This window comes from Rhodoferax sp. (assembly GCF_034519335.1).
Lineage (GTDB): Bacteria > Pseudomonadota > Gammaproteobacteria > Burkholderiales > Burkholderiaceae_C > Allorhodoferax.
Genome location: NZ_JAXHOL010000034.1, coordinates 62438 through 85905, shown reverse-complemented (window position 1 = coordinate 85905; position 23468 = coordinate 62438). Strand labels below are relative to the sequence as shown.

The window sequence follows — 23468 nt, the reverse complement described above, 5'->3', positions numbered from 1 at the left end:
TTTCGTCTTTTTGCACTTCCCTTATCTCCACAAACAAAAACAGCTCCTAAATTAGGAGCTGTTCGCGCAATATCCACGGGCTATAGAGCCCTGTTTGTCTATTATTTCTGCTCTGCAGCAGCCTCTGTCCAGCCTCCACCCATCACCTTGTAGAGGGTCACCAGGTTCTGCAGCTGCAGGGTTTGCACTTGCACCAAGGCTTGCTGGGCGGTGAACAGCGAGCGCTGGGCTTCCAGCACATCAAACGAATTGGCCGCACCGGCTTTGAAGCGCAGATCGGTCAATTGCATGGTGGTCTGGGTGGCGGCCAGTTGGGCGGCCTGGGCCTGCAACTGGTCGGCCAAAGTAGCGCGTCCGGCCAGCGCGTCCGCCACTTCCTTGAAGCCGGTTTGAATGGCTTTTTCGTACTGGGCGATGGCTATCTCTTTGTTGACCTTGGCGGTTTCCAGATTCGCTTTGTTGCGGCCGGCATCAAAAATAGGCATCAGCAGTTGGGGCACAAAGGTCCAGGCGGTGGTGCCGTTGCTGAACAAGGTATCCAGGTCGCTGCTGGCCACGCCGGCGCTGGCAGTGAGCGTGATGCGCGGGAAGAACGCTGCGCGTGCGGCGCCGATGTTGGCGTTCAGCGCGAGCAAGTTTTGCTCCGCCTGGCGCACATCGGGGCGGCGCACCAGCAACTCTGACGGCACACCGGCCGGCAGGTCGCTCAAGAAGCCTTGTTCTGCCAGCCCTAAGCCTGCAGGCATGTCTGCGGGCAAAGGTTGGCCCACCAGCAGCACCAGGGCGCTTTCGTCGGTGGCGCGTTGGCGGGTTTGCTGGGCCAGCGACACTTTGGCAGCTTCCAGCAGGCTCTGCGCGGTGCTCAGGTCCAGCTTGGAGGCGGCTTCGTTGTCGTATTTCAGCTGCATCAGGCGCAGGCTCTCTTGCCGCGTTTTGAGTGTTTCGCGGGTCACGCGCAGCAGCTCGTCGTCTGCCAAGAGGGTGAGGTAGGTGTTGGCAACCGACGCAATCAGGCTGATCTGCACCGTCTTGCGCGCCTCTTCAGTGGCCAGCAGTTGCGACTGGGCCGCTTGGCTCAGGGCGCGCACACGGCCAAAAAAGTCCAGCTCATAGGCCGTCACGCTCAGGCCAGCCGTGTAGCTGCTGGTGATGGCGCCGCTGGCCGCCGGGCCGCGGCTGCCGTTGATACCGGCATTCACCGTGGGCAGCTGGTCGGCGCGCGCCACTTGCAGCTTGGCGCGGGTGGCGTCGATATTGAGGGCCGCTACGCGCAGGTCGCGGTTGTTCTCCAAAGACAGCTCGATCAGGCGCTTGAGGCGCGCGTCTTTGAAAAAGCTTTGCCACTCAATGTCTGCCGCGGCCTTGGAGCTCGCAGAGGGTGTGCTGGTTGCGGCCACTTGCGGGAAGGCGGGTGCCACCGGCGCCGCCGGGCGGCTGAAGGTGGGGATAAAACTGCAGCCAGCCAGCCACAGGGCCGCCGACAGGGTGGCCAAGCGCAGGGCAGGGCGCGCAAAAGTGTGCTTACTCATGGGATTCGGCTCCAATCTGGTGTCCGTGTTGTGCATCGAATTGATGTTGGCGTTCGCTGCCCTTGAAGATGCTGCGCACCACCACAAAGAAGATGGGCACGAAGAAAACCGCCAGGATGGTGCCTGCCACCATGCCGCCGATCACACCGGTGCCGATGGCGCGTTGGCTGGCAGAGCCCGCCCCGGTGGAAATGGCCAAAGGCAGCACGCCCAAGATGAACGCCAGCGAGGTCATGACGATAGGGCGGAAGCGCAGATGCGCTGCCATCAAAGCGGCCTGGATGGCCGTCTTGCCCTGGGCTTGCAGGTCTTTGGCGAATTCGATAATCAAAATCGCATTCTTGGCCGACAAACCGATGATGGTGATCAAGCCGACCTGGAAGTACACGTCGTTGGCATAACCCCGGAACAGCGTGGCCAAGACCACACCCAGCACGCCCAGTGGCACCACCAAGATCACCGCCAGCGGAATCGACCAGCTCTCGTACAGCGCGGCCAGGCACAAGAACACGGCCAAGATGGCAAACGCGTACAGGATGGTCGCTTGCGAGCCCGCCAGCTTTTCTTCGCGAGACTGGCCGGTCCACTCAAAGCCAAAGCCTGCGGGCAATTGGCTGGCGAGTTTTTCCATCTCGGCCATGGCCTCGCCAGTGCTGAAGCCGGGTGCTGCGCTGCCGCTGATGCGGATGGCGGAGTAGCCGTTGTAGCGCACGGTTTGCATGGCACCGTTGACCCAGCGGGTGGTGGCGAATGCCGACAGAGGCACTGCCTTGCCGCTGTTGTTGATGACGTTGAACTTCAGGATGTCATCGGGCTGCATGCGGGCCGTCGCATCGGCCTGGACCACTACCCGTTGCAGACGGCCCTGGTTCGGAAAGTCATTCACATACGAGGAGCCCAGTGCGGTCGAAATCGTGCTGTTGATGGCACTGAAGCTCACACCCAAGGCGCTGGCCTTGTCGCGGTCAATGTCGATCTGCAGTTGGGGCGCGTCTTCCAGTCCGTCAGGGCGCACCTGGGTGAGCACTTTGCTTTGCGACGCCATGCCCAGCATTTGGTTGCGCGCGGCAATCAGGGCATCACGGCCTTTGCCAGCACGGTCTTGCAAGCGGAACGTGAAGCCCGATGCGTTGCCCAATTCTGGAATGGGGGGCGGGCTGAGCGGGAAGATGAAGGCATCGCGGATGCCCATCAGTGCGCCAAACGCGCGGCCGGCCAGTGCCTGTGCCGATTGGCCGGGGCCTTGGCGCTCGGACCAGTCTTTGAGCGTGACAAAGCCCAGCGCAGCGTTCTGGCCTTGGCCGGAGAAGCTGAAGCCGATCACACCCACCATGCTCTCCACCTCGGGTTGCTTGAGCATGAAGCCTTCGACTTGCTCCATCACGCTGGTGGTGCGCTGCTGGGTGGCACCTGGCGGCAATTGCACGTTCACGATGATGTTGCCCTGGTCTTCTGCTGGCAAAAACGAGGTGGGCAGCCGCATGTAAACCACGGCCACTGCGCCGATGATGGCCGCGTAAATGACCAGGTAGCGGCCCGCTTTCTTCAGCAGGCGTTGCACGACGCTTTCATAGCCCTTGGCGGTGCTGGTGAAGCGGCGGTTGAACCAGCCAAAAAAGCCGGTGCTGGCGTGCGCATGGCCAGCCACCACGGGCTTGAGCAAGGTGGCGCACAACGCGGGTGTGAGCGACAAGGCCAGGAACGCGGAGAAGGCGATCGAGGCGACCATCACCGTTGAAAACTGGCGGTAAATATTACCCACCGAGCCGCCGAAAAACGCCAATGGCACAAACACGGCAATCAGCACCACCGTCACACCAATGATGGCGCCCGAAATCTGGCCCATTGCCTTTTGGGTGGCCTGCAGGGGCGGCAAGCCCTCTTCGCTCATGATGCGTTCGACGTTCTCCACCACCACAATGGCGTCGTCCACCACGATACCAATCACCAGCACCATGCCGAACATGGTCAGCACGTTGATGGACATACCCAGCGCCAGCAGCGTGCCAAAGGTGCCCAGCAGGGCAATCGGCACCACGATGGTCGGGATGATGGTGTAGCGCCAGTTTTGCAGGAACAGGAACATCACCAGGAACACCAGCACCACGGCTTCCACCAGCGTCTCGGCCACTTGCTTGATGGAGATATTCACAAAGCGCGAGCTGTCGTAAGGAATGCTCCATTTCATGCCCTGCGGGAAATAGGTTTGCAGCTCGGTCATGCGGGCGCGCACGGCCTTGGCGGCGGCCATGGCGTTGCCGCTGGGGGACAGCTGCACGCCAATACCGATAGCCGGCTTGCCGTTCAGGCGGGCCGACGTGCTGTAGGCCTGTGCGCCCAACTCGATGCGGGCTACGTCTTTGAGGCGAACTGCAGAGCCGTCGGCGTTGGAGCGCAGGGCAATGTTGCCGAATTCCGCCACGCTACCCAGCTGGCCGCTCACCACCACTGTGGCGGCAATGCCTTGGCCGGTGATGTTGGGCAAGTCGCCGATGGCGCCTGCGGAGACCTGCGCGTTTTGCGCACTGATGGCGGCATTGACTTCTGCTGTCGACAGGTTGAACGAAGCCAGCTTGGCCGGGTCCAGCCAGATGCGCATGGCGCGCTCTGTACCAAACAGCTGGGCCTGGCCGATGCCGGGCAGGCGCTGCAGCTCGGGCACGATGTTGCGCGATGCGTAGTCACCCAGCTCGATGGTGCTGGTCTCCGGGTTGTCGGTTGCCAGCATGGTGAACAGCAAGAAGTTCGAGCGCGACTTGTCCACCCGCACGCCTTGCTGCGTCACGGCCGCAGGCAAACGTGGTGTGGCCCGCGCAAGGCGGTTTTGCACATCCACTTGCGCCATGTCGGCGTCGGTGCCGGTCTCAAACGTCAGGGTCAGGGTGCCGGAGCCGTTGGCCTGTGACACCGATTCCATGTAAATGAGGCCGGAGGCGCCATTCATTTCACGCTCGATTACGCTCAGCACGCTGTCTTCCAGCGTCTGGGCGGATGCGCCGGGATAGGCGACGTTGACCACAATGGCCGGAGGCGCCACGGGCGGGTACTGCGAGATGGGCAGCTGCGTGATCGCAACGCCGCCCATCACCATGATGAACAGCGAGAGCACCCATGCAAAGATGGGGCGGTTGATAAAAAACTGGGCCATAAGGGTGTGCCTTTTGAATGCTTACTTGGCGGCGGCCGAGGCGGCGGGAGCGGGGGCTGCAGCGGCGGCGGGCGCACCACCGTTCCATGGCACCGGCTTGACCGGTGCGCCAGGCACCATCATTTTCTGGAAGCCATCGACGATGACCTGGTCGCCCTCTTTGAGGCCGTCCAGAATCACCCACTGGCTATCTTGGGCGTTGCCGACCTTGACCGGGCGTGGGCCAGGCTTGCCGCCTTCACCCACCACCAGCACCGTGTCACCTTGGTTGGTACGCGTCACGGCTTGCTGGGGCAGCAAGATGCCCGAGGGCAGCTCTGCCTGCGACAGGCGCACCCGCACATACTGGCCGGGCAGCAGCAGGCCGTCGGCATTGGGCACTTCAGCGCGCAGGGTGATCTGGCCGCTGGTGGCGTCTACGTTCAAGTCGCTGAACAACAGTTTGCCGGCTTTGGGCAGCTCGCTGCCGTCTTCCAGCACGATGCGTACTGGCACCGAGCCATCGCCCGCGGCACGCAGCTGCTTGGCCGCAATGGCTTTGCGCAGGCGCAGCACGTCGGTGCTGGACTGGGTGAAGTTGACATACACCGAGGCGGTTTGCTGGATGGTGGCCAGCGCAGCCGCGTCTGCTGCGCCCACCAGCGCACCTTCGGTCACCGACGACTGGCCGATACGACCTGATATCGGTGCGGTGATGGTGGCGTAGGCCAGGTTGATGCGGGCGGTTTCAGCGGCCGCCTTGGCCACGCCTACATCGGCTTCTGCTTGGCGCTGCGCCGTTTGCAGGGTGGTGAATTCTTGTTTGCTGATGGCGTTGGCCTCGGCCAGCGGTTTGTTGCGCTCGACTTGGGCTGTCGCTTGGGCCAAGGTGGCTTGGGCCTTGCCCACGCTGGCCTGTGCACTTTCAAACGCGGCGCGGTAGGGGGCGGCGTCGAGCTGGTACAGCACCTGGCCCGCTTTCACTTCGCTGCCTTCGCGGAACATGCGCTGCAACACCACGCCGCTGACCCGGGCGCGTACCTGTGCAACCCGCAATGCGCTCACCCGGCCAGGAAGCTCGGACTGCAAAGCCACCGACTGCGGCGCCACGGTCACAACGCCAACCTGGGCGGGTGGCATGCCACCACCGGGGGCTCCGCCGCCCTGCGCGCCATCTTTGGCGCCGCATGCGGCCAAGGCCACAGCCACGGGAATAGCCATCAGGGCAAAGCGGCCGATGGAAGGAGAGGGCGCATTACCCTGGGTCTGACGGAACAGCGACATACAGATTTCCCTTGTGACAAAGGTGGTTGGGGAGGCAATCGGGGGAGGGGCTTGCCAGCGGTTTGATCTAGGGCAAACCCTCAATAAAAACGCAACCATACCGCGGCAATGGGGGTTAGTATACATACATGCACGAATGTATGTTTAAGAAAAACTACAATTCCCACACATTTCTATGAGGTCAAACCATGGCCCGCAAAACCAAAGAAGACGCCCTTGCCACCCGCGAATTGATCCTTGACGCTGCGGAACGTGTGTTCCACCAGCGCGGGGTGTCGCGCACGTCTCTTCAGGAGATTGCCAAGGACGCCGGGTTGACTCGCGGCGCCATTTACTGGCACTTTGAGAACAAGGGTGAGCTCTTCCACGCCATGATGGAGCGCGTCACTCTGCCCATGATGGCGCGCATGACTGAGATCACGCCAGAGGACGAAGCAAACCCGCTGGACAAGATTCGCCGCAACACGGCTTCAGCTTTGCAACAAATCGCCCATGACCCGCAGGTGCGCCGGGTGTTCGAGATTGCCACCCAGAAGGTGGAATATGTGGACGAGCTGCAAAGCATGCGCGAGCGCCACATTACCGGGCGCAACGAGTGTATTGACGATATGCACCGCCTGATGCAGCTGGCACGTGACAAGGGCCATATGCGCCGGGAGATGGACGTTCGCCACGCCACGCTGGGCCTGTTTGCGCTGATTGGCGGGCTCAAGTTCAACTGGCTGTTGGACCCGCAGGGTTTTGACCTGGAGCTGGTAGGCATGGCCACGCTGGATGCCTACTTGGCCGGACTGCGGGCGCCAAGCGCGGCTTGACGCAAGATTTTGCTATTTATTTGGTAGCTATTAGCGCAGTATCTACGGGGTCTAGCGATCTATTTGGCTATAAAACTGCTGCAGTACGGCAGCGGTTCCGGCCAGTTGGCGCTCACCATGTTCCCGTACCGGTCCATGGCCAGTGCGGGCTTGTTTTGCTATTAAGTCAGGAGCTGTTTGCGCAATATCTATGGGCGCTACAGGCATTTTTTACTTGAAAATGTCTTTGATGGCATTGCCCGCTTTGTCCAGCGCGCTTCCCACCGATTTCGCCAACGCACCCATGTTCACTGAGCTGAGCAGGCGTTTCTCCAGCGCGTTGGCAACCTCCAGCCCTAGCTCACCCGGCGTGAGGCCACCTTTGGCCTTGCCCAGGTCGCGCAAGGCAATGTCGGGCAGGGCCACGCTGACGGTCTGCCCGTTCAGAAAGCTGGCACTGACCTGGGCCTTGGCGCCGCGAATGACAAATTCCTGCACGATCAGCTTCTTGCCCGGCCCGGTGTTGGTGGAGGGGCCCAGGTACTGGGCAATGTTCTTCTGGATGGCATCCACATTGGTGATCGCATCGCCTTTTTCATAGATGACCTCGGGAGCAATCACGGCGATCTTTTTCACCAGCACCACATCTTTGGTCAGTGAAGCCACGTCCACCTCCAGCTCGATGGTGTCGGCCTTGACGGCATAGGGCGTTTTGAAGCCGGCAGGGTTGCCTACCAGCAGCCCCTTGAGGGTGCCGTGCCCATTGGCCGCCTTGAGTTTGACGGCAGAGACTTTGACCGTGGCCCCGGTCATGGCCGTACCGTACTTGGAGATGGCGGACTGCACCAAACCATCCAGATTTCCGTGCAACCAGATGGCGCCGCCCACGATCAGGAGCAGCAGGAGAATGGCGAAAGCAAGGAGAGACTTCTTCATGGTGCAAATCACTTCGTGTTGGCGGATTTCATGGCGTAGAGCCGCTGGTCTGCAATAGCGATGAGGGCGTCCTGGGTGGTACCGTCCTGCGGAAAGGTGGCCAGCCCGTAGCTGAACGACAAGGTGCACTCCTTGTCCCCCAGCCAGGTGGGCTTGGTGCGCAGCCGGGTGCGAATGTCGGCCAGGTGTTTGTCCATCACCGTCACCTCGCTCTGGTGGTAGCAGGCAATAAATTCGTCGCCCCCCAAGCGCCCCATGATGTCCGAGTAGCGGGACGAAGCGCGCAAGGCATTGGCAATTGCCAGCAGCATCTGGTCGCCGGCCAAATGGCCCAGCGTGTCGTTGGTGCCTTTGAGGTTATCCACATCAAACAACGCCAGCACAAACGACTCCTGCTGTCGCTTGGCCCGGTCTAGCGCGACCTTGAACAGGTCTTCAAAATACCGCCGCGTGAACAGCCCGGTGAGTGCGTCTACCTGGTAGCGCCGGATGTTGGTGGTGTAACGCTCGCGGGCCAGCAGGCCAATCTCGATCTGGGTGCGGAACTGCTCAACAATGGCCACGTCCTGCGCGTTGTACGTGCCAGACACCGGCGAGTCCAGGTTCAGAATGCCAAAGAGCCGCTCCCCAATGAACAGGGGCGCGCTGATGACAGAGCGGTATTCCCACTCCCCGGGCTTGAACACGGTTTCAATCCGTTGGAAATCCTCTTTGGTAATCAGCCGCGTGCCCTCAATACGGCCACCGGTGGCTTGGTACAAAAAGCAGTCTTCCAGCTTCAGGTGGAAGTTGTTCACAAACTCTTCGGTAAAGCCGCGGGACGCTGCAAAGGTCAGGTAGCCGTCGTTTCCCAAAATCAGCACCGAACCCGTGCTGGCCCGGTTGAAGACACTGAACAGGTAGTTGAGGATGGTGCGGTAGATCAGCTCGATGTCCTCGTTCAAAAGGATCTCTCGGTTGACCTGCACATTCATCTCGGCCAGCAGCTTCAGGCGCCGTGAAGACTCTTTGAGGGCTACGTAGCGCCGGTGCACCAGCACCAGGCCGACATTCAGCAGCAACAGGCTGAGCAATGCCACCACCGCCCAGGGAGTCCAAGCCCGGCCAAACCGGGCCAGGGACACCACGCAAACGGCGAATATTCCCAGCTGAGCCATGGCTAGCACGCCATACTCTTTCCAGAGAGAGCCCAATTTCCACTGCATGGTGCAAGTATGTCACGCGCTTTGGAGGCCTTGGAGCAGTCAGTGTTTGTACTGATAGTGCTACTTAATTAGGAGCTGTTTGCGCAATATCCATGGGATCTGCAGGCATATTTCATCAGTAGTGTCCCAACGTTTTTCAGAGGAGAACGAGCTGTTGAGGCTCGGAACTCAGATCTGAATCCGCTGAGGGTGGTGTAAGTAGTTGATTTATTGGGGTTTGTTCAAACATGGTCAGGCTCAGGATTTGTAGGATTTCGTAAAGGCTGTGATGCTCAAGATGCAGACGTTTCTTTGTTATGGCGATCAGCACGTAGGTGCACACCGCGATCCAAATTTGCGTCTTCACGGCGTTCTCGCTGGTACCCAAAAAAGCCTTGATGCGCAAGTGCTGCTTGATCCATTTGAAGAACAACTCGACCTTCCAACGCTGGCGATACAGGTCGGCAATGAGTTCGGGTTTCAAGGCGAAGTTGTTGGTCAGAAACGTGATGCGCTTGCCGGTTTCGTCTTTGACGACAACCCTGCGCAAAGCGGCTGGGTAATCCTTGCTGGAGTAGAAAACCGTGAGCACGCCGATCTGGTCGCAGATGACGTTGCTGGTGTTGCGGTCCACGGGGTTGGAGTAGCGCCGCTTGAACTGGGTATTGCTCTTGGCACGCGTCACGAAGAAGGCCTGGGCCTGATGAATGACATACAGCCTTTTGAAGTCCAGATACCCGCGATCCAGCAGGTAGAAGGCCCCGGCTTCGAGCACCAAGTCGTCCATCACATTGACCTCGTGGGTCTTGCCATCGGTGATGTGAATGAAGCTGGGGATGGAGCCATGCAGATCCAGCAAGGTGTGCAGCTTGATAGCGGCCTTGGTGGAGCGAAACGGTGCCCACGGATGCAACGACAGACACAAGTCGATGGTGCTGGCGTCGAACGCATAAACGGCCGCATCCAGGTCGATTCCCAGTGGCTCCTTGGCATACAGCGGTCTGGCCATGCCAATCAGGTGTTGGGCAAAGTCGGCGTAAATCTGCCATGGACGAGTGGCATTCGCATTGGCCAGTGTGTTGCGCGAAATCGTAGAGCAGCGAAAGCCCATGTGGTAAAGCCGATTGGCTTGCGCCCGCAGGTTGACTTCGATATCGCGAAGGGACTCCCGGTAGGTCAGTTGCGCAAAGGCCATGGCGAAGAACTGGTCCAGGCACGAGAAATCTTTGACCTTGTGGTCGCCCCGATGCTTGGCCACACACCTGCGAAAGGTGCTCATGGGCAGATAGGCCATGAGCTGAGAAAACACGAGCTTGCCTTGGTGCATACCGGCCCTTCGCGCTCTCGCGCAAAAGGCCACAAGTCTGACGCTCGACGTTCAAATCGAGACCAGACCGGAATGTCGAATTCTGCAAGCAAATCATTAACTTACGAAGTCCTGATGTGAGAACGTTGGGACACTACTGATATTTCATATAAAAATGGTACGGCTCAAGCCGCCTCCATCGAAATCGCCACGCCCCCCAGCACCGCATTGCCCGACAGCGGGTCGCGCAGCTGGTCGTCCAGCAGGGCGTTGAGGTTGGCGCCGGGCCGCTCAGCGGCCACCCGCAGCTGGGCGCCGGGCAGGTGGTGGCCCCAGCCGTGCGGCAGGCTCACCACGCCGGGCATCATCTGGTCGCTAATCTGCACCTGGGCCTGCACGCTGCGGTGCCCATTGCGCAGCGTGGCCATGCCGCCGTCGCGCACGCCGTGGCGGGCCGCGTCAGCGGGGTGGACCAAGGCGGTGCAGCGGAAGGGCCCTTTGGCCAGCGTGGGCAGGTTGTGCATCCAGCTGTTGTTGGTGCGCACATCGCGCCGGCCGATGATGACCAAATCGGGCGCCGGCCGGCGCAGATCCTGCGCGGCGCGCTGCAAATCTTGTAGCAGCAGGGGCGGCGCCAGCTCCACCTTGCCGCTGGGGGTGCGCAGCATTTCGGGGATTCGGGGCTGCAGTTCACCCAGGTCGATGCCGCCGCTGGGGTTGGCTTCCATCACCTTTCGCAGGTTCAAACCTTCGGGCTTCAAGCCGAATTGGTCGCCATAGGGGCCGCTGCGCAGTGCTACATCCAAGCCCCGTTGCGGGCCGCGCAGGCCGGATGTGGCGGCAATCACTGCGGCGGCATGCGGGCCAAACAAGCGGTTGGCATCGTCGGCAAAGTGTTCGTCGTCCAGGAGGTTCGCGTCCTGCTGGGCGCCCTGGCCCTGCACGATGGCGGTGAGCTTGAGCAGGGTCTGCCATTCCTCGGGCTGGCCTTCGGGCCGGGGCAGCACGGGCGGGCTGTAGCGCGCGTGGTTGCGCCAGGACAGCTGCGGAAAGGCCACGTCGTAGTGCATGTCCTCCAGTGGCGAGAGGCCAGGCAGGATCACATCCGCATGGCGCGTAGTTTCATTCAGGTAAATGTCCAGGCTGACCATGAAGTCCAGCTGCTCCAGCGCAGCGGAGAGGCGCGGGCCGTCAGGGCTGGAGAGCACGGGGTTGGTGGCCACGGTAATCAGCGCGCGCACCTGGCCTTCGCCGGGGGTTTCAATTTCTTCGGCCAGGCAGGTGATGGGCAGCTCGCCGTACACCTCGGGCGCGCCGCTCACGCGGGCATGGTGGCGACCGGTGCTCACGCCCTTGCCGATGCCCGGTTTGCCCACCGTGTTGCTGGCAAACGCGGCGGACTTGGCAAACAACATGCCGCCTTCCATGTCCAGGTGGCCGGTCAGCGTGTTGAGCACGTCTACCAGCCAGCTCGCCAGCGTGCCGTACTCCTGCGTGCAGGTGCCGATGCGGGCATACACGGCGGCGCGTGGTGTGCGGGCCAGCTGGCGCGCCAGGGCGCGGATGGTGTCGACCTCCATGCCGCAGCGCGCAGCGACGGCTTCGGGTGTGAAGGTGGTGATGGCTGTGCGCACCGCATCCACACCTTGGACCCATTCCGCCACGCGGCCCAGCGTGACCAGGTTTTCCTCAAACAGGGTGTGCACCATGGCCGCCAGCAGGAACACATCGGCCCCGGGGCGGATGAAGTGGTGGGCGTCGGCAATGGCAGAGGTCTCGGTGCGGCGCGGGTCAATCACGATGAGCTGGCCGCCGCGCGCCTGCAGCGCCTTGGCTTTGCCCTTGAAGTCGGGCACGGTCCACATGCTGCCGTTGCTGGCCAGCGGGTTGGCGCCGATGACCAGCAGCAAATCGGTGCGGCTGATGTCGGGCAGGGCAGTGGAGAGCCAGTGGCCGAACATCAGGCCGCTGGCCAGCTGCTTGGGCATCTGGTCCAGTGTGGAGGCGGAAAACACATTCTTGCTGCCTATCGCCCGCGCCAGCTTGCCGAAGTAGGTGAGCAGGCCGATCTTGTGGGCAGAAGGGTTGCCCACGGCGATGGCGGTGGCGTCGCGCCCGTGCGCTGCGATCAGAGGCGGCAGGCGCCTCTCGATTTCGGCAAAGGCTTCTTCCCAGGTGGCTCGTGTTTGCCATTGCGCTTGATCAATGGTGTGCGCAGGCGGTCCGGGTCTTCATGCAGGTCCTTGAGCGCCACCGCCTTGGGGCAGATGTAGCCACGGCTCAGAACGTCGGCCTCGTGCCCGCGGATGCTGATCACTTTGTGGTCTTGCACCTTGATTTCCAGCCCGCAGCAGGCTTCGCACAAAGGGCAGATGCGGTGGTGGGTGGTCTCTGTCATGGCGTGTCTCTCGGGTCATGTTTTGGGGCGCATTTACGCATGGCGCGCAGGGCTTGTCGATAACACAGGCGACAGGGTTTTCAGCGCGCTGCTAGGATGGGCCCATGACGATCCAGACCCCTGCCGCGCGGGCGCGCGTAGTCATCATCGGTTGTGGTTTCGGCGGACTGGAGGCCACCAAGGCCTTGCGCCATGCCGATGTCGACATCACCGTGGTGGACAAGCACAACCACCATCTCTTCCAACCCTTGCTCTACCAGGTGGCCACCGCCGGGCTCACGGCACCGGCCATCGCCGAGCCCATACGCCGCATCTTCCGCAAGCAGCGCAATGTGACCGTGCTGATGGCCGAGGTGACCGGGGTGGACGCCCGGGCCCGGAGTGTGTTTCTCAACGATGGACAGGTGCTGCCCTATGACCATCTGATCGTGGCAGCCGGCGCAACCCACAGCTACTTTGGCCATGACGACTGGGCCGACCATGCGCCCGGACTCAAGACGCTGGAAGACGCCTTTGTCATCCGCCGCCGCCTGCTCATGGCTTACGAGGCCGCCGAGCGGCTTCCGCCAGATGCGCCCGCGCCACAACGTGATGCGCTGCTGACTTCAGTGGTGATTGGAGGCGGCCCCACCGGGGTGGAGATGGCAGGCACCATGGTGGAGATAGCACGCCATACCCTCAAGGGCGAGTTCCGCCGCTTCCAGTCGCACAAGGCGCGTGTGCTGCTGATTGAAGGCGGCCAGCGCGTGCTGGGCAACTACCCGCAGGCGTTGAGCGAGAGTGCCAAACAGCAGCTGGAGAAAATTGGTGTCGAGGTGCGCATCGGTGCGCGTGTGACACAGATCGACGAGCAAGGCGTGACGCTGCAAGAGGGCGGACAGACGCAGCGCATTGCCGCCGCCACAGTGGTCTGGGCTGCTGGGGTGGCCGCATCGCCGCTGGGCAAGGTGGTGGCTGCCGCCACCGGTGCCGAACTGGACCGCGCGGGCCGCGTGCAGGTGCTGCCCGACCTGAGCCTGCCTGGCCACCCGGAGATCAGCGTGGTGGGCGACCTGGCCGCCGCCAAGAGCCATGTGCCGGGGCAAGAGCCGACGCCGGTGCCCGGTGTGTCACCGGGTGCCAAGCAGATGGGCCGCACCGCGGCGGCCAACATCTTGCGCCGCCTGCGGGGTGAGGTCGGCCTGCCATTCCGCTACGTCAACTATGGGGATCTGGCCACCATCGGGCGCAAGGCTGCGGTGGCGGATGTGGGCGTGCCGTTGCTGGGTCAGCTGCGCTTCACAGGCTTTCCGGCTTGGCTGTTCTGGCTGTTCATCCACGTCTTCTTCCTGATTGGTTTTCGCAACCGATTGGTGGTGATGATTGACTGGGCCTGGTCGTACTGGACCTTCGAGCGGCATGCGCGGATTGTTGTGGGGAAGGATGACAGCTAGGGTTTTCTTTGTGTTTTCTGCTGGGCTGACCGCTTTTTTTGACACCCACTCCCCCAGCCCCTCGCCCCGTCGGCGAGGGGAGTTTTTAACAGCCGTATCTTGCTTTGTCTTGCCGGACGCGGGCTACCGTCGGGAGGTTGCCACCGTGAGCTCGCGCCACGGCCAACGCATGCGGTTGTGGGACTTCGGAGGTATTTGTTCGGCACGGCTGGCGGCTGCGCCCGCCAGTGGCTCGGAACCAGCATCTTGGCAGTAACTACAACCGTTGGCTGGGGCCGTAGCGCACCCATCCAGTGGCAACGCTACTGCTGAGGCCCCGTAGCCGGAGCACCCCCAAACAATATGGCTGTTAAAAGCTCCCCTCGCCGACGGGGCGAGGGGCTGGGGGAGTGGGTGTTCAAAAAAACGCTCCGCCCACACCAACCTTCAACCCCGCGACAAAAGAGCCCAACCCGAACCCGCACTCCCCAGCCGGTTAACCCGGCCCACTTCGTGCATCCGTCACGCCGCCGCGCCACAATGGCAACAGTGCCCCAACCCCAACAGGAGAGTCCCATGCCCCACGCTTTCGCCTCGACCCTCAAAAAATTCAAGACCGCCTCCGGCAAAAGCGGCCAGCTCCATTCCCTGCCGGCCCTGGCCAAGCAGTTCCCCAATGTCAGCCGCCTCCCGGTGTCCTTGCGCATCGTGCTCGAGAGCGTGCTGCGCAACTGCGATGGCAAGAAGGTCACCGCGGAGCACGTCGCCCAACTCGCCAATTGGAAGCCCCAGGCCGAGCGCACCGATGAAATCCCCTTTGTGGTGAGCCGTGTGGTGCTGCAGGACTTCACCGGCGTGCCGCTGCTGGCCGACCTGGCTGCCATGCGCAGCACGGCCCAGCGTCTGGGCAAAAACCCCAAGAAGATCGAGCCGCTGGTCCCGGTGGACCTGGTGGTGGACCACTCGGTGATGGTGGACCACTACGGCAAGAAGAATTCGCTGGACCTGAACATGCGCCTGGAATTCCAGCGCAACCGTGAGCGCTACGAGTTCATGAAGTGGGGCATGCAGGCCTTTGACACCTTTGGCGTGGTGCCGCCGGGCTTTGGCATCGTGCACCAGGTGAACCTGGAGTACCTGGCGCGCGGCGTACACAAGACAGCCAAAGACCTGTACTACCCCGACTCGCTGGTGGGCACCGACAGCCACACCACCATGATCAACGGCATTGGCGTGGTGGCCTGGGGCTGCGGCGGCATCGAGGCTGAGGCGGCCATGCTGGGCCAGCCGGTGTACTTTTTGACACCGGACGTGGTTGGCTTTGAGCTGACCGGCCGCCTGCGCGAGGGCGTGACGGCGACCGACCTGGTGCTCACCGTGACCGAGATCTTGCGCAAGCACAAAGTGGTGGGCAAGTTTGTCGAGTTTTTTGGCGAAGGCACACGCACGCTGGCGCTGCCCGATCGCGCCACCATTGCCAATATGGCGCCCGAGTACGGTGCGACCATGGGCTTCTTTCCGGTGGACGAGAAGACCATCGATTACTTTGAAGGTACCGGCCGCACCAAGGCCGAGATCGAGGCCTTCGAGGCCTACTTCAAGGCGCAAGGCCTGTTTGGCGTGCCAGCCAAAGGCGAGCTGGACTACACCAGTGTGGTGACGCTGGACCTGGGCGACGTGACGCCCAGCCTGGCCGGCCCCAAGCGGCCGCAGGACCGCATCGAGCTGGGCAAGGTCGCTTCCACTTTCAGCAGCTTGTTCAGCAAGCCGGCGGCTGACAACGGCTTCAACCAGCCTGCCGAGAAGCTGGACCGCTTGTTCCAGGCTGGCGCCGATGTGCTTGACGCCACCTACCCCGGAAAGGAGCCGTTGCCTCTGCTGGTGCAGAACGGCGACGTGCTGATTGCCGCCATCACCAGCTGCACCAACACCAGCAACCCCAGTGTGCTGCTGGCGGCGGGCCTCTTGGCCAAGAAGGCGGTGGAGGCGGGGCTCAAGGTGCAGCCCCACATCAAGACCAGCCTGGCGCCCGGCTCGCGCATCGTGACCGAGTACCTGACCGAGGCGGGGCTGTTGCCCTACCTGGAGAAGCTGGGCTTTGCGCTGGCGGGCTACGGCTGCACTACCTGTATTGGCAATGCGGGCGACCTGACACCCGAGCTCAATGACGTCATCACCCAAAACGATTTGGTCTGCGCCGCCGTGCTGTCGGGCAACCGCAACTTTGAGGCACGTATCCACCCCAACCTCAAGGCCAACTTCCTGGCCAGCCCGCCGCTGGTCGTGGCCTACGCCATTGCCGGCAATGTGACCAAGGACCTGATGACCCAACCGGTGGGGCAGGGCAAGGGTGGCAAGGACGTGTACCTGGGCGACATCTGGCCCAGCAGCGAAGAGATCTACAAGCTCATGAAATTCGCCATGAAGGGCAAGGCCTTCCGTGCGAACTACGCCAAGGTCAAGACCGAGCCCGGCAAGCTGTGGGACAAGGTCAAGGGCGTGAGCGGCACCGCCTACACCTGGCCTACCAGCACCTACATCGCGCAGCCACCGTTCTTTGATAACTTTGCTATGGATTCAGGAGCTTCTCGCGCAGAATCCACGGGGGCTAAGGGCCAAAAAGGCTCTCAATCTGCGTCTGCCGAGACCGTGCGGGGCGCCCGCATCATGGCCCTGTTTGGCGACTCCATCACCACCGACCACATCTCACCCGCCGGAAGCATCAAGGAAAGCTCGCCCGCAGGCCAGTGGCTCATTGCCAACGGCGTGCAGAAGGCCGACTTCAACAGCTACGGCGCCCGCCGTGGCAACCACGAGGTCATGGTGCGCGGCACCTTTGCCAACGTGCGCATCAAGAACCTGATGATTCCCGCCAAGGCCGACGGCGCGCGCGAAGAAGGCGGCGTCACGCTGTACCAGGGCACCCAAGGCCGTGGCGAAAAACTCGCCATCTTCGATGCCGCCACCCGCTACATGGCGGAAGGCACGCCCACCGTGGTGTTTGCCGGTGAGGAGTACGGCACCGGCTCCAGCCGGGACTGGGCGGCCAAGGGCACGCAGCTGTTGGGCATCAAGGCCGTGGTGGCGCAGAGCTTTGAGCGCATCCACCGCTCCAACCTGGTGGGCATGGGCGTGCTGCCGCTGCAGTTCAAGCCCGGCACCAGCTGGAGCAGCCTGGGCCTGACGGGCAGCGAGACGATTGACATCATTCCCGATGCCAACCTGACCCCGCAAAGTGATGCGCAGCTGGTGGTGACGCGTGCCGATGGCTCGCAAACCAAGTACACGCTGCTGCTGCGCATCGACACCCCGATCGAGGTGGACTACTACCGCGCCGGCGGCATCTTGCCCTTTGTGCTGCGCCAGCTGCTGGCCTGAAAGGGCAAGGCGCCGCCGCTACACCGTCAGGGTTGCAAAGTGCTGGACCAGCAGGTCCAGCGCATGGCGCACCTTGGCGGGCTGTTCGCCCCGGCGCACGGTGATGGCATAGGCGTCGTAGTCGGGTGGGCGCCAGTCCGGCAGCACCGGCACCAGGCGGCCATCGGCCAGGGCTCGGCGGTCATCGTCGCTCAGCACAATGCTGATGCCCCAGCCCGCCACACACAAGGCATGCAAGGCGGTGACCTGCGTGGCCGATGCGCGAGAGGTGACCTCCACCCGCGCCACCTGCCCGTCGTTGCTATGCAGCTGCAGCACCTCGTGCGCGGCCGAATGTGGGCGGCCACCCAGCCAGTCGTGCCGGGCCAGGTCGGCCGGGAGCTGGGGCCAGCCGCGTGCGGCCAGGTAGGCGGGCGATGCACACAGCTGCGCCCGCAGCGTGCCCAGCTTGCGCGCCACCAGGCTGGAGTCTTGCAGGGTGGCCACACGCACCGCAATGTCCACCCGCTCGCCAATCACATCCACCAGCGCATCGTCCATCAGCAAGTGCAGGCTCAGCTTGGGGAAGTTGCGTAGCGGTGCCAGTGCGGTGGCCAACACGCTGCCAAAGCCAATCGGTGCGGCAATGCGCAGCTCGCCCTCGGGCTCGTCGCGGTGGTGCTCCAGCGCCTGGTTGGCGGCGCGGGCGGCGGCCACCATGGCGGTGCAGCCCTCCACATAGCGGGCCCCGGCCTCGGTCAGCGTGAGCTTGCGGGTCGAGCGGTGCAGCAGCGCCAGGCCCAGCGCGTCTTCCAGTTGGCGCAGGTGCTGGCTCACGGCCGAGGGCGTCATGCCCAGCTGGCGCGCCGCGCCGCTCAGGCTGCCCGCAGCCACCACCTCGGCAAATACCGCCATGCGCTTGAGCTGGTCCATGGGGTTCCTTTTCTTTGTTAGTTTTACTTCACAGTCAAAGCGAAATTTACCGTCTATTCAGATTTTGGTGAAGTAATCACACTAGTGGCTTCTTCTTTTGCACCACAGACACAGGAGTTTTTTATGAAAATCGCTCTCATTGGCGCCACCGGTTTTGTCGGTACCCCCCTGTTGGCCGAGTTCTTGACCCGCGGCCACCAGGTCACTGTGCTGGCCCGCAACCCTGGCAAGCTGGCGGCTCAGCCTGGCCTGACCGTGGTGCAGGCCGATGCGCTGGACGCCGCCCAAGTGGCCCAAGCCGCCGCCGGCCACGATGCCGTCGTCAGCGCCTACAACCCCGGTTGGACCGAACCCAAAATTGCCGAAATCTTCTTGCAGGCCACCCGCGCCATCTTTGAAGGCGTGAAGCAATCAGGCGTGAAGCGTTTCTTGATGGTGGGCGGCGCAGGTAGCCTGTTTGTGGCGCCGGGCGTGCAGCTGGTAGATACCCCCGAGTTCCCCGCCGAATACAAGGTGGCCGCTGGCGCCGCGCGCGACGCACTGAACCTGATCTACAAGGAAACCACGTTGGACTGGACCTTCCTGTCCCCCGCCATCCTGCTGAACCCCGGTGTGCGCACCGGCCAGTACCGCGTGGGCGCCGACGCCCCCCTGTGGGCCGAGGGCGGCGCGCCCGGCAGCATCTCGGTGCAAGACATGGCCGTGGCCATCGTCGATGAAATCGAGAAGCCCCAGCACATTCAGAAGCGCTTTACGGTGGCGAACTAAGAAGAGGGGCTTCGGCCCTCTTCTTCATTTCAAGCCAGCAATCGACCGAGGCTGTGTGAAAACCCTTTGAATCTGGCGCAGTGTTTGCTATGACCTATCAAGCTGTTTGGAGGTTTGAGTATGTCCAGATTCATTGTGGGAGAAGACAGGCATCAAGTGACTTTGTTGCCAGAGTGCCTGGACGACTTCATCACTGAAGACAACACGGTCCGGGTGGTCGATGCCTTCGTCAGTGAGCTGGACATGAACGCTCTGGGCTTTGAAGGTGCCAATCCAGCTGCAACGGGACGTCCGGCCTATCATCCTGCTGTCATGTTGAAGCTCTACCTCTATGGGTATCTCAACCGTATTCAATCCAGTCGGCGCTTGGAGCGTGAATGCCAGCGCAACGTGGAGCTCATGTGGCTCACAGGCAGGCTTGCCCCAGACTTCAAAACCATTGCAGACTTTCGCCGTGCCAACAGCACTGGCATCCGCAACGTATGCCGTCGCTTCGTCATGCTGTGCCGCGACCTCAAACTCTTCAGCCAGGCAGTAGTAGCCATCGATGGCAGCAAGTTCAAGGCAGTTAACTCGCGTGATTGCAACTTCACCACCGGAAAGATCGACAAGCGCCAGGAGCAGATTGAAGAAAGCATCCAACGCTATCTGAGTGCACTGGAGACCGCCGATCGCACACAGACTGTTGAGCTTGAAGCCAAGACTTTGCGTTTGACAGACAAAATTGCACGGTTGCGCCAGCAAATGCGTGAGCTCGACGCAATCAAAGAACAGCTCAAGACGCAGCCCGACGGTCAAATATCTAGGACCGATCCCGATGCACGGTCCATGGCCACCAGTGGCAAGGGATCGGGTATGGTGGCCTACAACGTACAGGTGGCTGTGGACGCCAAACACCATCTGATCGTCGCGCATGAAGTCACCAATGCGGGTAGTGATAGAGCCCAACTCAGTCCCATGGCGCAAGCTGCGCGTGAAGCTATGGGTAAGAAGAGGTTGCGCGCAATCGCAGACCGTGGCTACTTTAGTGGTCCGCAAATCAAGGCATGTGCCGATGCAGGTATTGATGCAGTCCTTCCCAAGCCCACGACATCGAACGCCAAGGCCGAAGGTCGCTTCGACAAGGCAGACTTCATCTACATCAAGAAAGATGACGAATACGAGTGTCCTGCCGGACAACGGGCGAAGTTCAGAATGGCCAGAGATGAGCGCGGAATGATGACTCGCCGCTACTGGAGCAGCGCCTGCCCCCAATGCCCATTGAAGTCGCAATGCACACCCAGCGGCAATCGGCGAATCTCCCGCTGGGAACATGAGGATGTGTTGGAGGCTGTGCAACGTCGCCTTGATCGTTCTCCTGACTCCATGACCGTCAGACGACGAACCGTTGAGCATGTGTTCGGCACGCTCAAGAGCTGGATGGGCTACACGCACTTCCTCACCAAGCGGCTGCCCAACGTCAGCGCAGAGATGGGCTTGAATGTACTGGCGTACAACTTCAAGCGTGTGTTGAGTATCTTGGGCTTTGAGGGAATGATGAAGGCGATGAAACTGGCAGGGGCATGAGTCCTTTGTTGGAGTTTGCTGCTTCATATGGGGCCCCAGGAGCGCCATAAGACCGCTCAAGCGGCATCGGTACGGTGTTCATCGCGCAAACCTGTTGGGTTAACGCAAAGCAGCTCCTTCCTGGACGCCAACATGAGTTTCCACACAGCCTCGACCCAAAGCGGTCACTTAGGGATGAAAAAGCGGACGTTTAACGTCGAAGTTCACGGGCGCCGACAGGCGTCCGTGTGGAACGACCTGTTGGACGGCAATTGAGCATCATCGATTCTGCTCCCAGTGGTCGGCGGCATTGGCTACAACTTCACAGTCGCAAACACCCCCATGCTCCGCCAACCAACCAAGAATAGGTTTCTCCGGTTGCTTGTGCTCTGCAATCCACTGCATCGTGAAACGCAATGAGTGATTGCACCCAGATTCTTCGACACAGGCGTCGACTGCTTCAAATAGCGATTCAAGGAGCGAACTGGAAATTGGAAATGCGGCTTGTGCATGCTGGCGTTGCTGCAGCTTCCACTCCCTTTTCTTGTCTTGGTCACTCGCGTGCATCAAACATCACCCTTTGCAGTCCAACGTTGGAAATGTGCGGCACTCGCGAAGCGAGTGTCCGTACGGTTGACCTGTTCCGTTTCGGCCAACAACACCTTTTGGCGCTTCACTTGGCCCATCCAACAACGTACCTTTTTGGTCATCAGCTCACATAGCTGTGGCACTGCGTCCGTACGAAAAGCTTGCTTTTGTCCGCGCGCTGTGACGCAGCTATGCACGCTACCAGAAAACGAGCGCTGTATAAATACCCAGTTCATGCGCTAGCGCCACTGTTTTAGCCGTGAACGGAACGTAATGTATAGAGCAAAACCTGCTCTCTAAACTGGCGCGTGCTCGATATTCTGACCATTGAATCCTCCTGAATTCCGCTTGCCGTCTAGCTTTGCAAGGAATGTACTGTCTTTTTGTGCAGTTATAAAAAATCTGAGAAATAGAGCAAACCAAACGCGCCATTTTGCCCAGTCAACTGGCATGGGCATATCCCCAAACGGGGGATTCAGTGTCCGCTTTCGGCAAAGAAGTCGAGTGTCCGCAACTGGCCGAGGCTGTGTGGAAACTCATGTTGGCGTCCAGGAAGGAGCTGCTTTGCGTTAACCCAACAGGTTTGCGCGATGAACACCGTACCGATGCCGCTTGAGCGGTCTTATGGCGCTCCTGGGGCCCCATATGAAGCAGCAAACTCCAACAAAGGACTCATGCCCCTGCCAGTTTCATCGCCTTCATCATTCCCTCAAAGCCCAAGATACTCAACACACGCTTGAAGTTGTACGCCAGTACATTCAAGCCCATCTCTGCGCTGACGTTGGGCAGCCGCTTGGTGAGGAAGTGCGTGTAGCCCATCCAGCTCTTGAGCGTGCCGAACACATGCTCAACGGTTCGTCGTCTGACGGTCATGGAGTCAGGAGAACGATCAAGGCGACGTTGCACAGCCTCCAACACATCCTCATGTTCCCAGCGGGAGATTCGCCGATTGCCGCTGGGTGTGCATTGCGACTTCAATGGGCATTGGGGGCAGGCGCTGCTCCAGTAGCGGCGAGTCATCATTCCGCGCTCATCTCTGGCCATTCTGAACTTCGCCCGTTGTCCGGCAGGACACTCGTATTCGTCATCTTTCTTGATGTAGATGAAGTCTGCCTTGTCGAAGCGACCTTCGGCCTTGGCGTTCGATGTCGTGGGCTTGGGAAGGACTGCATCAATACCTGCATCGGCACATGCCTTGATTTGCGGACCACTAAAGTAGCCACGGTCTGCGATTGCGCGCAACCTCTTCTTACCCATAGCTTCACGCGCAGCTTGCGCCATGGGACTGAGTTGGGCTCTATCACTACCCGCATTGGTGACTTCATGCGCGACGATCAGATGGTGTTTGGCGTCCACAGCCACCTGTACGTTGTAGGCCACCATACCCGATCCCTTGCCACTGGTGGCCATGGACCGTGCATCGGGATCGGTCCTAGATATTTGACCGTCGGGCTGCGTCTTGAGCTGTTCTTTGATTGCGTCGAGCTCACGCATTTGCTGGCGCAACCGTGCAATTTTGTCTGTCAAACGCAAAGTCTTGGCTTCAAGCTCAACAGTCTGTGTGCGATCGGCGGTCTCCAGTGCACTCAGATAGCGTTGGATGCTTTCTTCAATCTGCTCCTGGCGCTTGTCGATCTTTCCGGTGGTGAAGTTGCAATCACGCGAGTTAACTGCCTTGAACTTGCTGCCATCGATGGCTACTACTGCCTGGCTGAAGAGTTTGAGGTCGCGGCACAGCATGACGAAGCGACGGCATACGTTGCGGATGCCAGTGCTGTTGGCACGGCGAAAGTCTGCAATGGTTTTGAAGTCTGGGGCAAGCCTGCCTGTGAGCCACATGAGCTCCACGTTGCGCTGGCATTCACGCTCCAAGCGCCGACTGGATTGAATACGGTTGAGATACCCATAGAGGTAGAGCTTCAACATGACAGCAGGATGATAGGCCGGACGTCCCGTTGCAGCTGGATTGGCACCTTCAAAGCCCAGAGCGTTCATGTCCAGCTCACTGACGAAGGCATCGACCACCCGGACCGTGTTGTCTTCAGTGATGAAGTCGTCCAGGCACTCTGGCAACAAAGTCACTTGATGCCTGTCTTCTCCCACAATGAATCTGGACATACTCAAACCTCCAAACAGCTTGATAGGTCATAGCAAACACTGCGCCAGATTCAAAGGGTTTTCACACAGCCTCGGCCCAAAGCTGAGGTTCATTCCAATCAATGACTGCAGCCAAAATCAGCTGCCTGTTAGATACCACTTGCCAGATGGCAATGCATTGAGGTCAGGTTCGCGCGTGATGCCCTTGCT

16 protein-coding genes are annotated in these 23468 nt (G+C 61.0%); 5 read left to right on the top strand and 11 right to left on the bottom strand.

The annotated features are described in order from the left end of the window. Positions 1-101: 101 nt before the first annotated feature. The 3 genes from U5O12_RS14795 to U5O12_RS14785 are packed head-to-tail and all read right to left on the bottom strand — an operon-like array spanning position 102 to position 5940. A complete protein-coding gene (locus tag U5O12_RS14795) occupies positions 102-1529 on the bottom strand; it encodes an efflux transporter outer membrane subunit (RefSeq protein ID WP_322579376.1) in 1428 nt (475 codons plus the stop codon). After that, positions 1522-4677 (bottom strand): efflux RND transporter permease subunit, encoded by a 3156-nt coding sequence (locus tag U5O12_RS14790; protein ID WP_322579375.1) that lies wholly within the window; start codon positions 4675-4677, stop codon positions 1522-1524. The genes U5O12_RS14795 and U5O12_RS14790 overlap by 8 nt, the downstream gene beginning before the upstream one ends. Before the next feature lie 21 nt (positions 4678-4698). Further along, complete coding sequence (locus U5O12_RS14785) at positions 4699-5940, bottom strand: efflux RND transporter periplasmic adaptor subunit (protein WP_322579374.1); 1242 nt, start codon at positions 5938-5940, stop codon at positions 4699-4701. Between the two features lie 188 nt (positions 5941-6128). On the opposite strand from U5O12_RS14785, the gene U5O12_RS14780 reads away from it, so the two are divergent. Beyond that, positions 6129-6755, top strand: a complete 627-nt coding sequence (locus U5O12_RS14780) for a TetR family transcriptional regulator (protein WP_322579373.1) — start codon at positions 6129-6131, stop codon at positions 6753-6755. A 210-nt stretch (positions 6756-6965) separates the two neighbouring features. On the opposite strand, the gene U5O12_RS14775 is transcribed toward U5O12_RS14780, so the two are convergent. From U5O12_RS14775 to U5O12_RS14755, 5 genes are all read right to left on the bottom strand, one after another. Continuing rightward, complete coding sequence (locus tag U5O12_RS14775) at positions 6966-7670, bottom strand: hypothetical protein (RefSeq protein ID WP_322579372.1); 705 nt, start codon at positions 7668-7670, stop codon at positions 6966-6968. An 8-nt stretch (positions 7671-7678) separates the two neighbouring features. Next, the gene (locus U5O12_RS14770; protein ID WP_322579371.1) at positions 7679-8875 is read right to left on the bottom strand and encodes a sensor domain-containing diguanylate cyclase; all 1197 of its coding nucleotides are present in this window, start codon (positions 8873-8875) and stop codon (positions 7679-7681) included. 136 nt (positions 8876-9011) lie between these two features. Then, complete coding sequence (locus U5O12_RS14765; protein WP_322576703.1) at positions 9012-10181, bottom strand: IS4 family transposase; 1170 nt, start codon at positions 10179-10181, stop codon at positions 9012-9014. A 164-nt stretch (positions 10182-10345) separates the two neighbouring features. Further along, entirely contained in the window at positions 10346-12289 is a 1944-nt protein-coding gene (locus U5O12_RS14760) for a molybdopterin-dependent oxidoreductase (RefSeq protein ID WP_322579474.1), read from the bottom strand. Next, entirely contained in the window at positions 12289-12558 is a 270-nt protein-coding gene (locus U5O12_RS14755) for a hypothetical protein (protein ID WP_322579370.1), read from the bottom strand. The genes U5O12_RS14760 and U5O12_RS14755 overlap by 1 nt, the downstream gene beginning before the upstream one ends. A 104-nt stretch (positions 12559-12662) precedes the next feature. On the opposite strand from U5O12_RS14755, the gene U5O12_RS14750 reads away from it, so the two are divergent. Beyond that, complete coding sequence (locus U5O12_RS14750; RefSeq protein WP_322579369.1) at positions 12663-13991, top strand: NAD(P)/FAD-dependent oxidoreductase; 1329 nt, start codon at positions 12663-12665, stop codon at positions 13989-13991. A 555-nt stretch (positions 13992-14546) separates the two neighbouring features. After that, positions 14547-17348 carry an aconitate hydratase AcnA gene (gene acnA, locus U5O12_RS14745; RefSeq protein ID WP_322579368.1) on the top strand — a complete coding sequence of 934 codons (2802 nt, stop codon included), beginning with the start codon at positions 14547-14549 and terminating at the stop codon, positions 17346-17348. Between the two features lie 18 nt (positions 17349-17366). Here the strand turns inward: acnA and U5O12_RS14740 are convergent, their stop codons facing one another. After that, complete coding sequence (locus U5O12_RS14740; protein WP_322579367.1) at positions 17367-18260, bottom strand: LysR family transcriptional regulator; 894 nt, start codon at positions 18258-18260, stop codon at positions 17367-17369. A 123-nt stretch (positions 18261-18383) separates the two neighbouring features. Between U5O12_RS14740 and U5O12_RS14735 the strand changes: the two genes are divergently transcribed. Continuing rightward, positions 18384-19028, top strand: coding sequence for an NAD(P)-dependent oxidoreductase (locus U5O12_RS14735; RefSeq protein ID WP_322579366.1), 645 nt, complete (start codon positions 18384-18386; stop codon positions 19026-19028). A 120-nt stretch (positions 19029-19148) separates the two neighbouring features. Next, positions 19149-20594 (top strand): IS1182 family transposase, encoded by a 1446-nt coding sequence (locus U5O12_RS14730; protein WP_322576666.1) that lies wholly within the window; start codon positions 19149-19151, stop codon positions 20592-20594. Between the two features lie 258 nt (positions 20595-20852). Here U5O12_RS14730 and U5O12_RS21230 read toward each other — a convergent pair whose 3' ends face one another. Further along, positions 20853-21140 carry a DUF2695 domain-containing protein gene (locus U5O12_RS21230; RefSeq protein ID WP_416221499.1) on the bottom strand — a complete coding sequence of 96 codons (288 nt, stop codon included), beginning with the start codon at positions 21138-21140 and terminating at the stop codon, positions 20853-20855. Between the two features lie 693 nt (positions 21141-21833). After that, on the bottom strand, positions 21834-23279 hold the full coding sequence (locus tag U5O12_RS14725) for an IS1182 family transposase (protein ID WP_322576666.1): 1446 nt from the start codon (positions 23277-23279) through the stop codon (positions 21834-21836). Between the last annotated feature and the right edge of the window lie 189 nt (positions 23280-23468).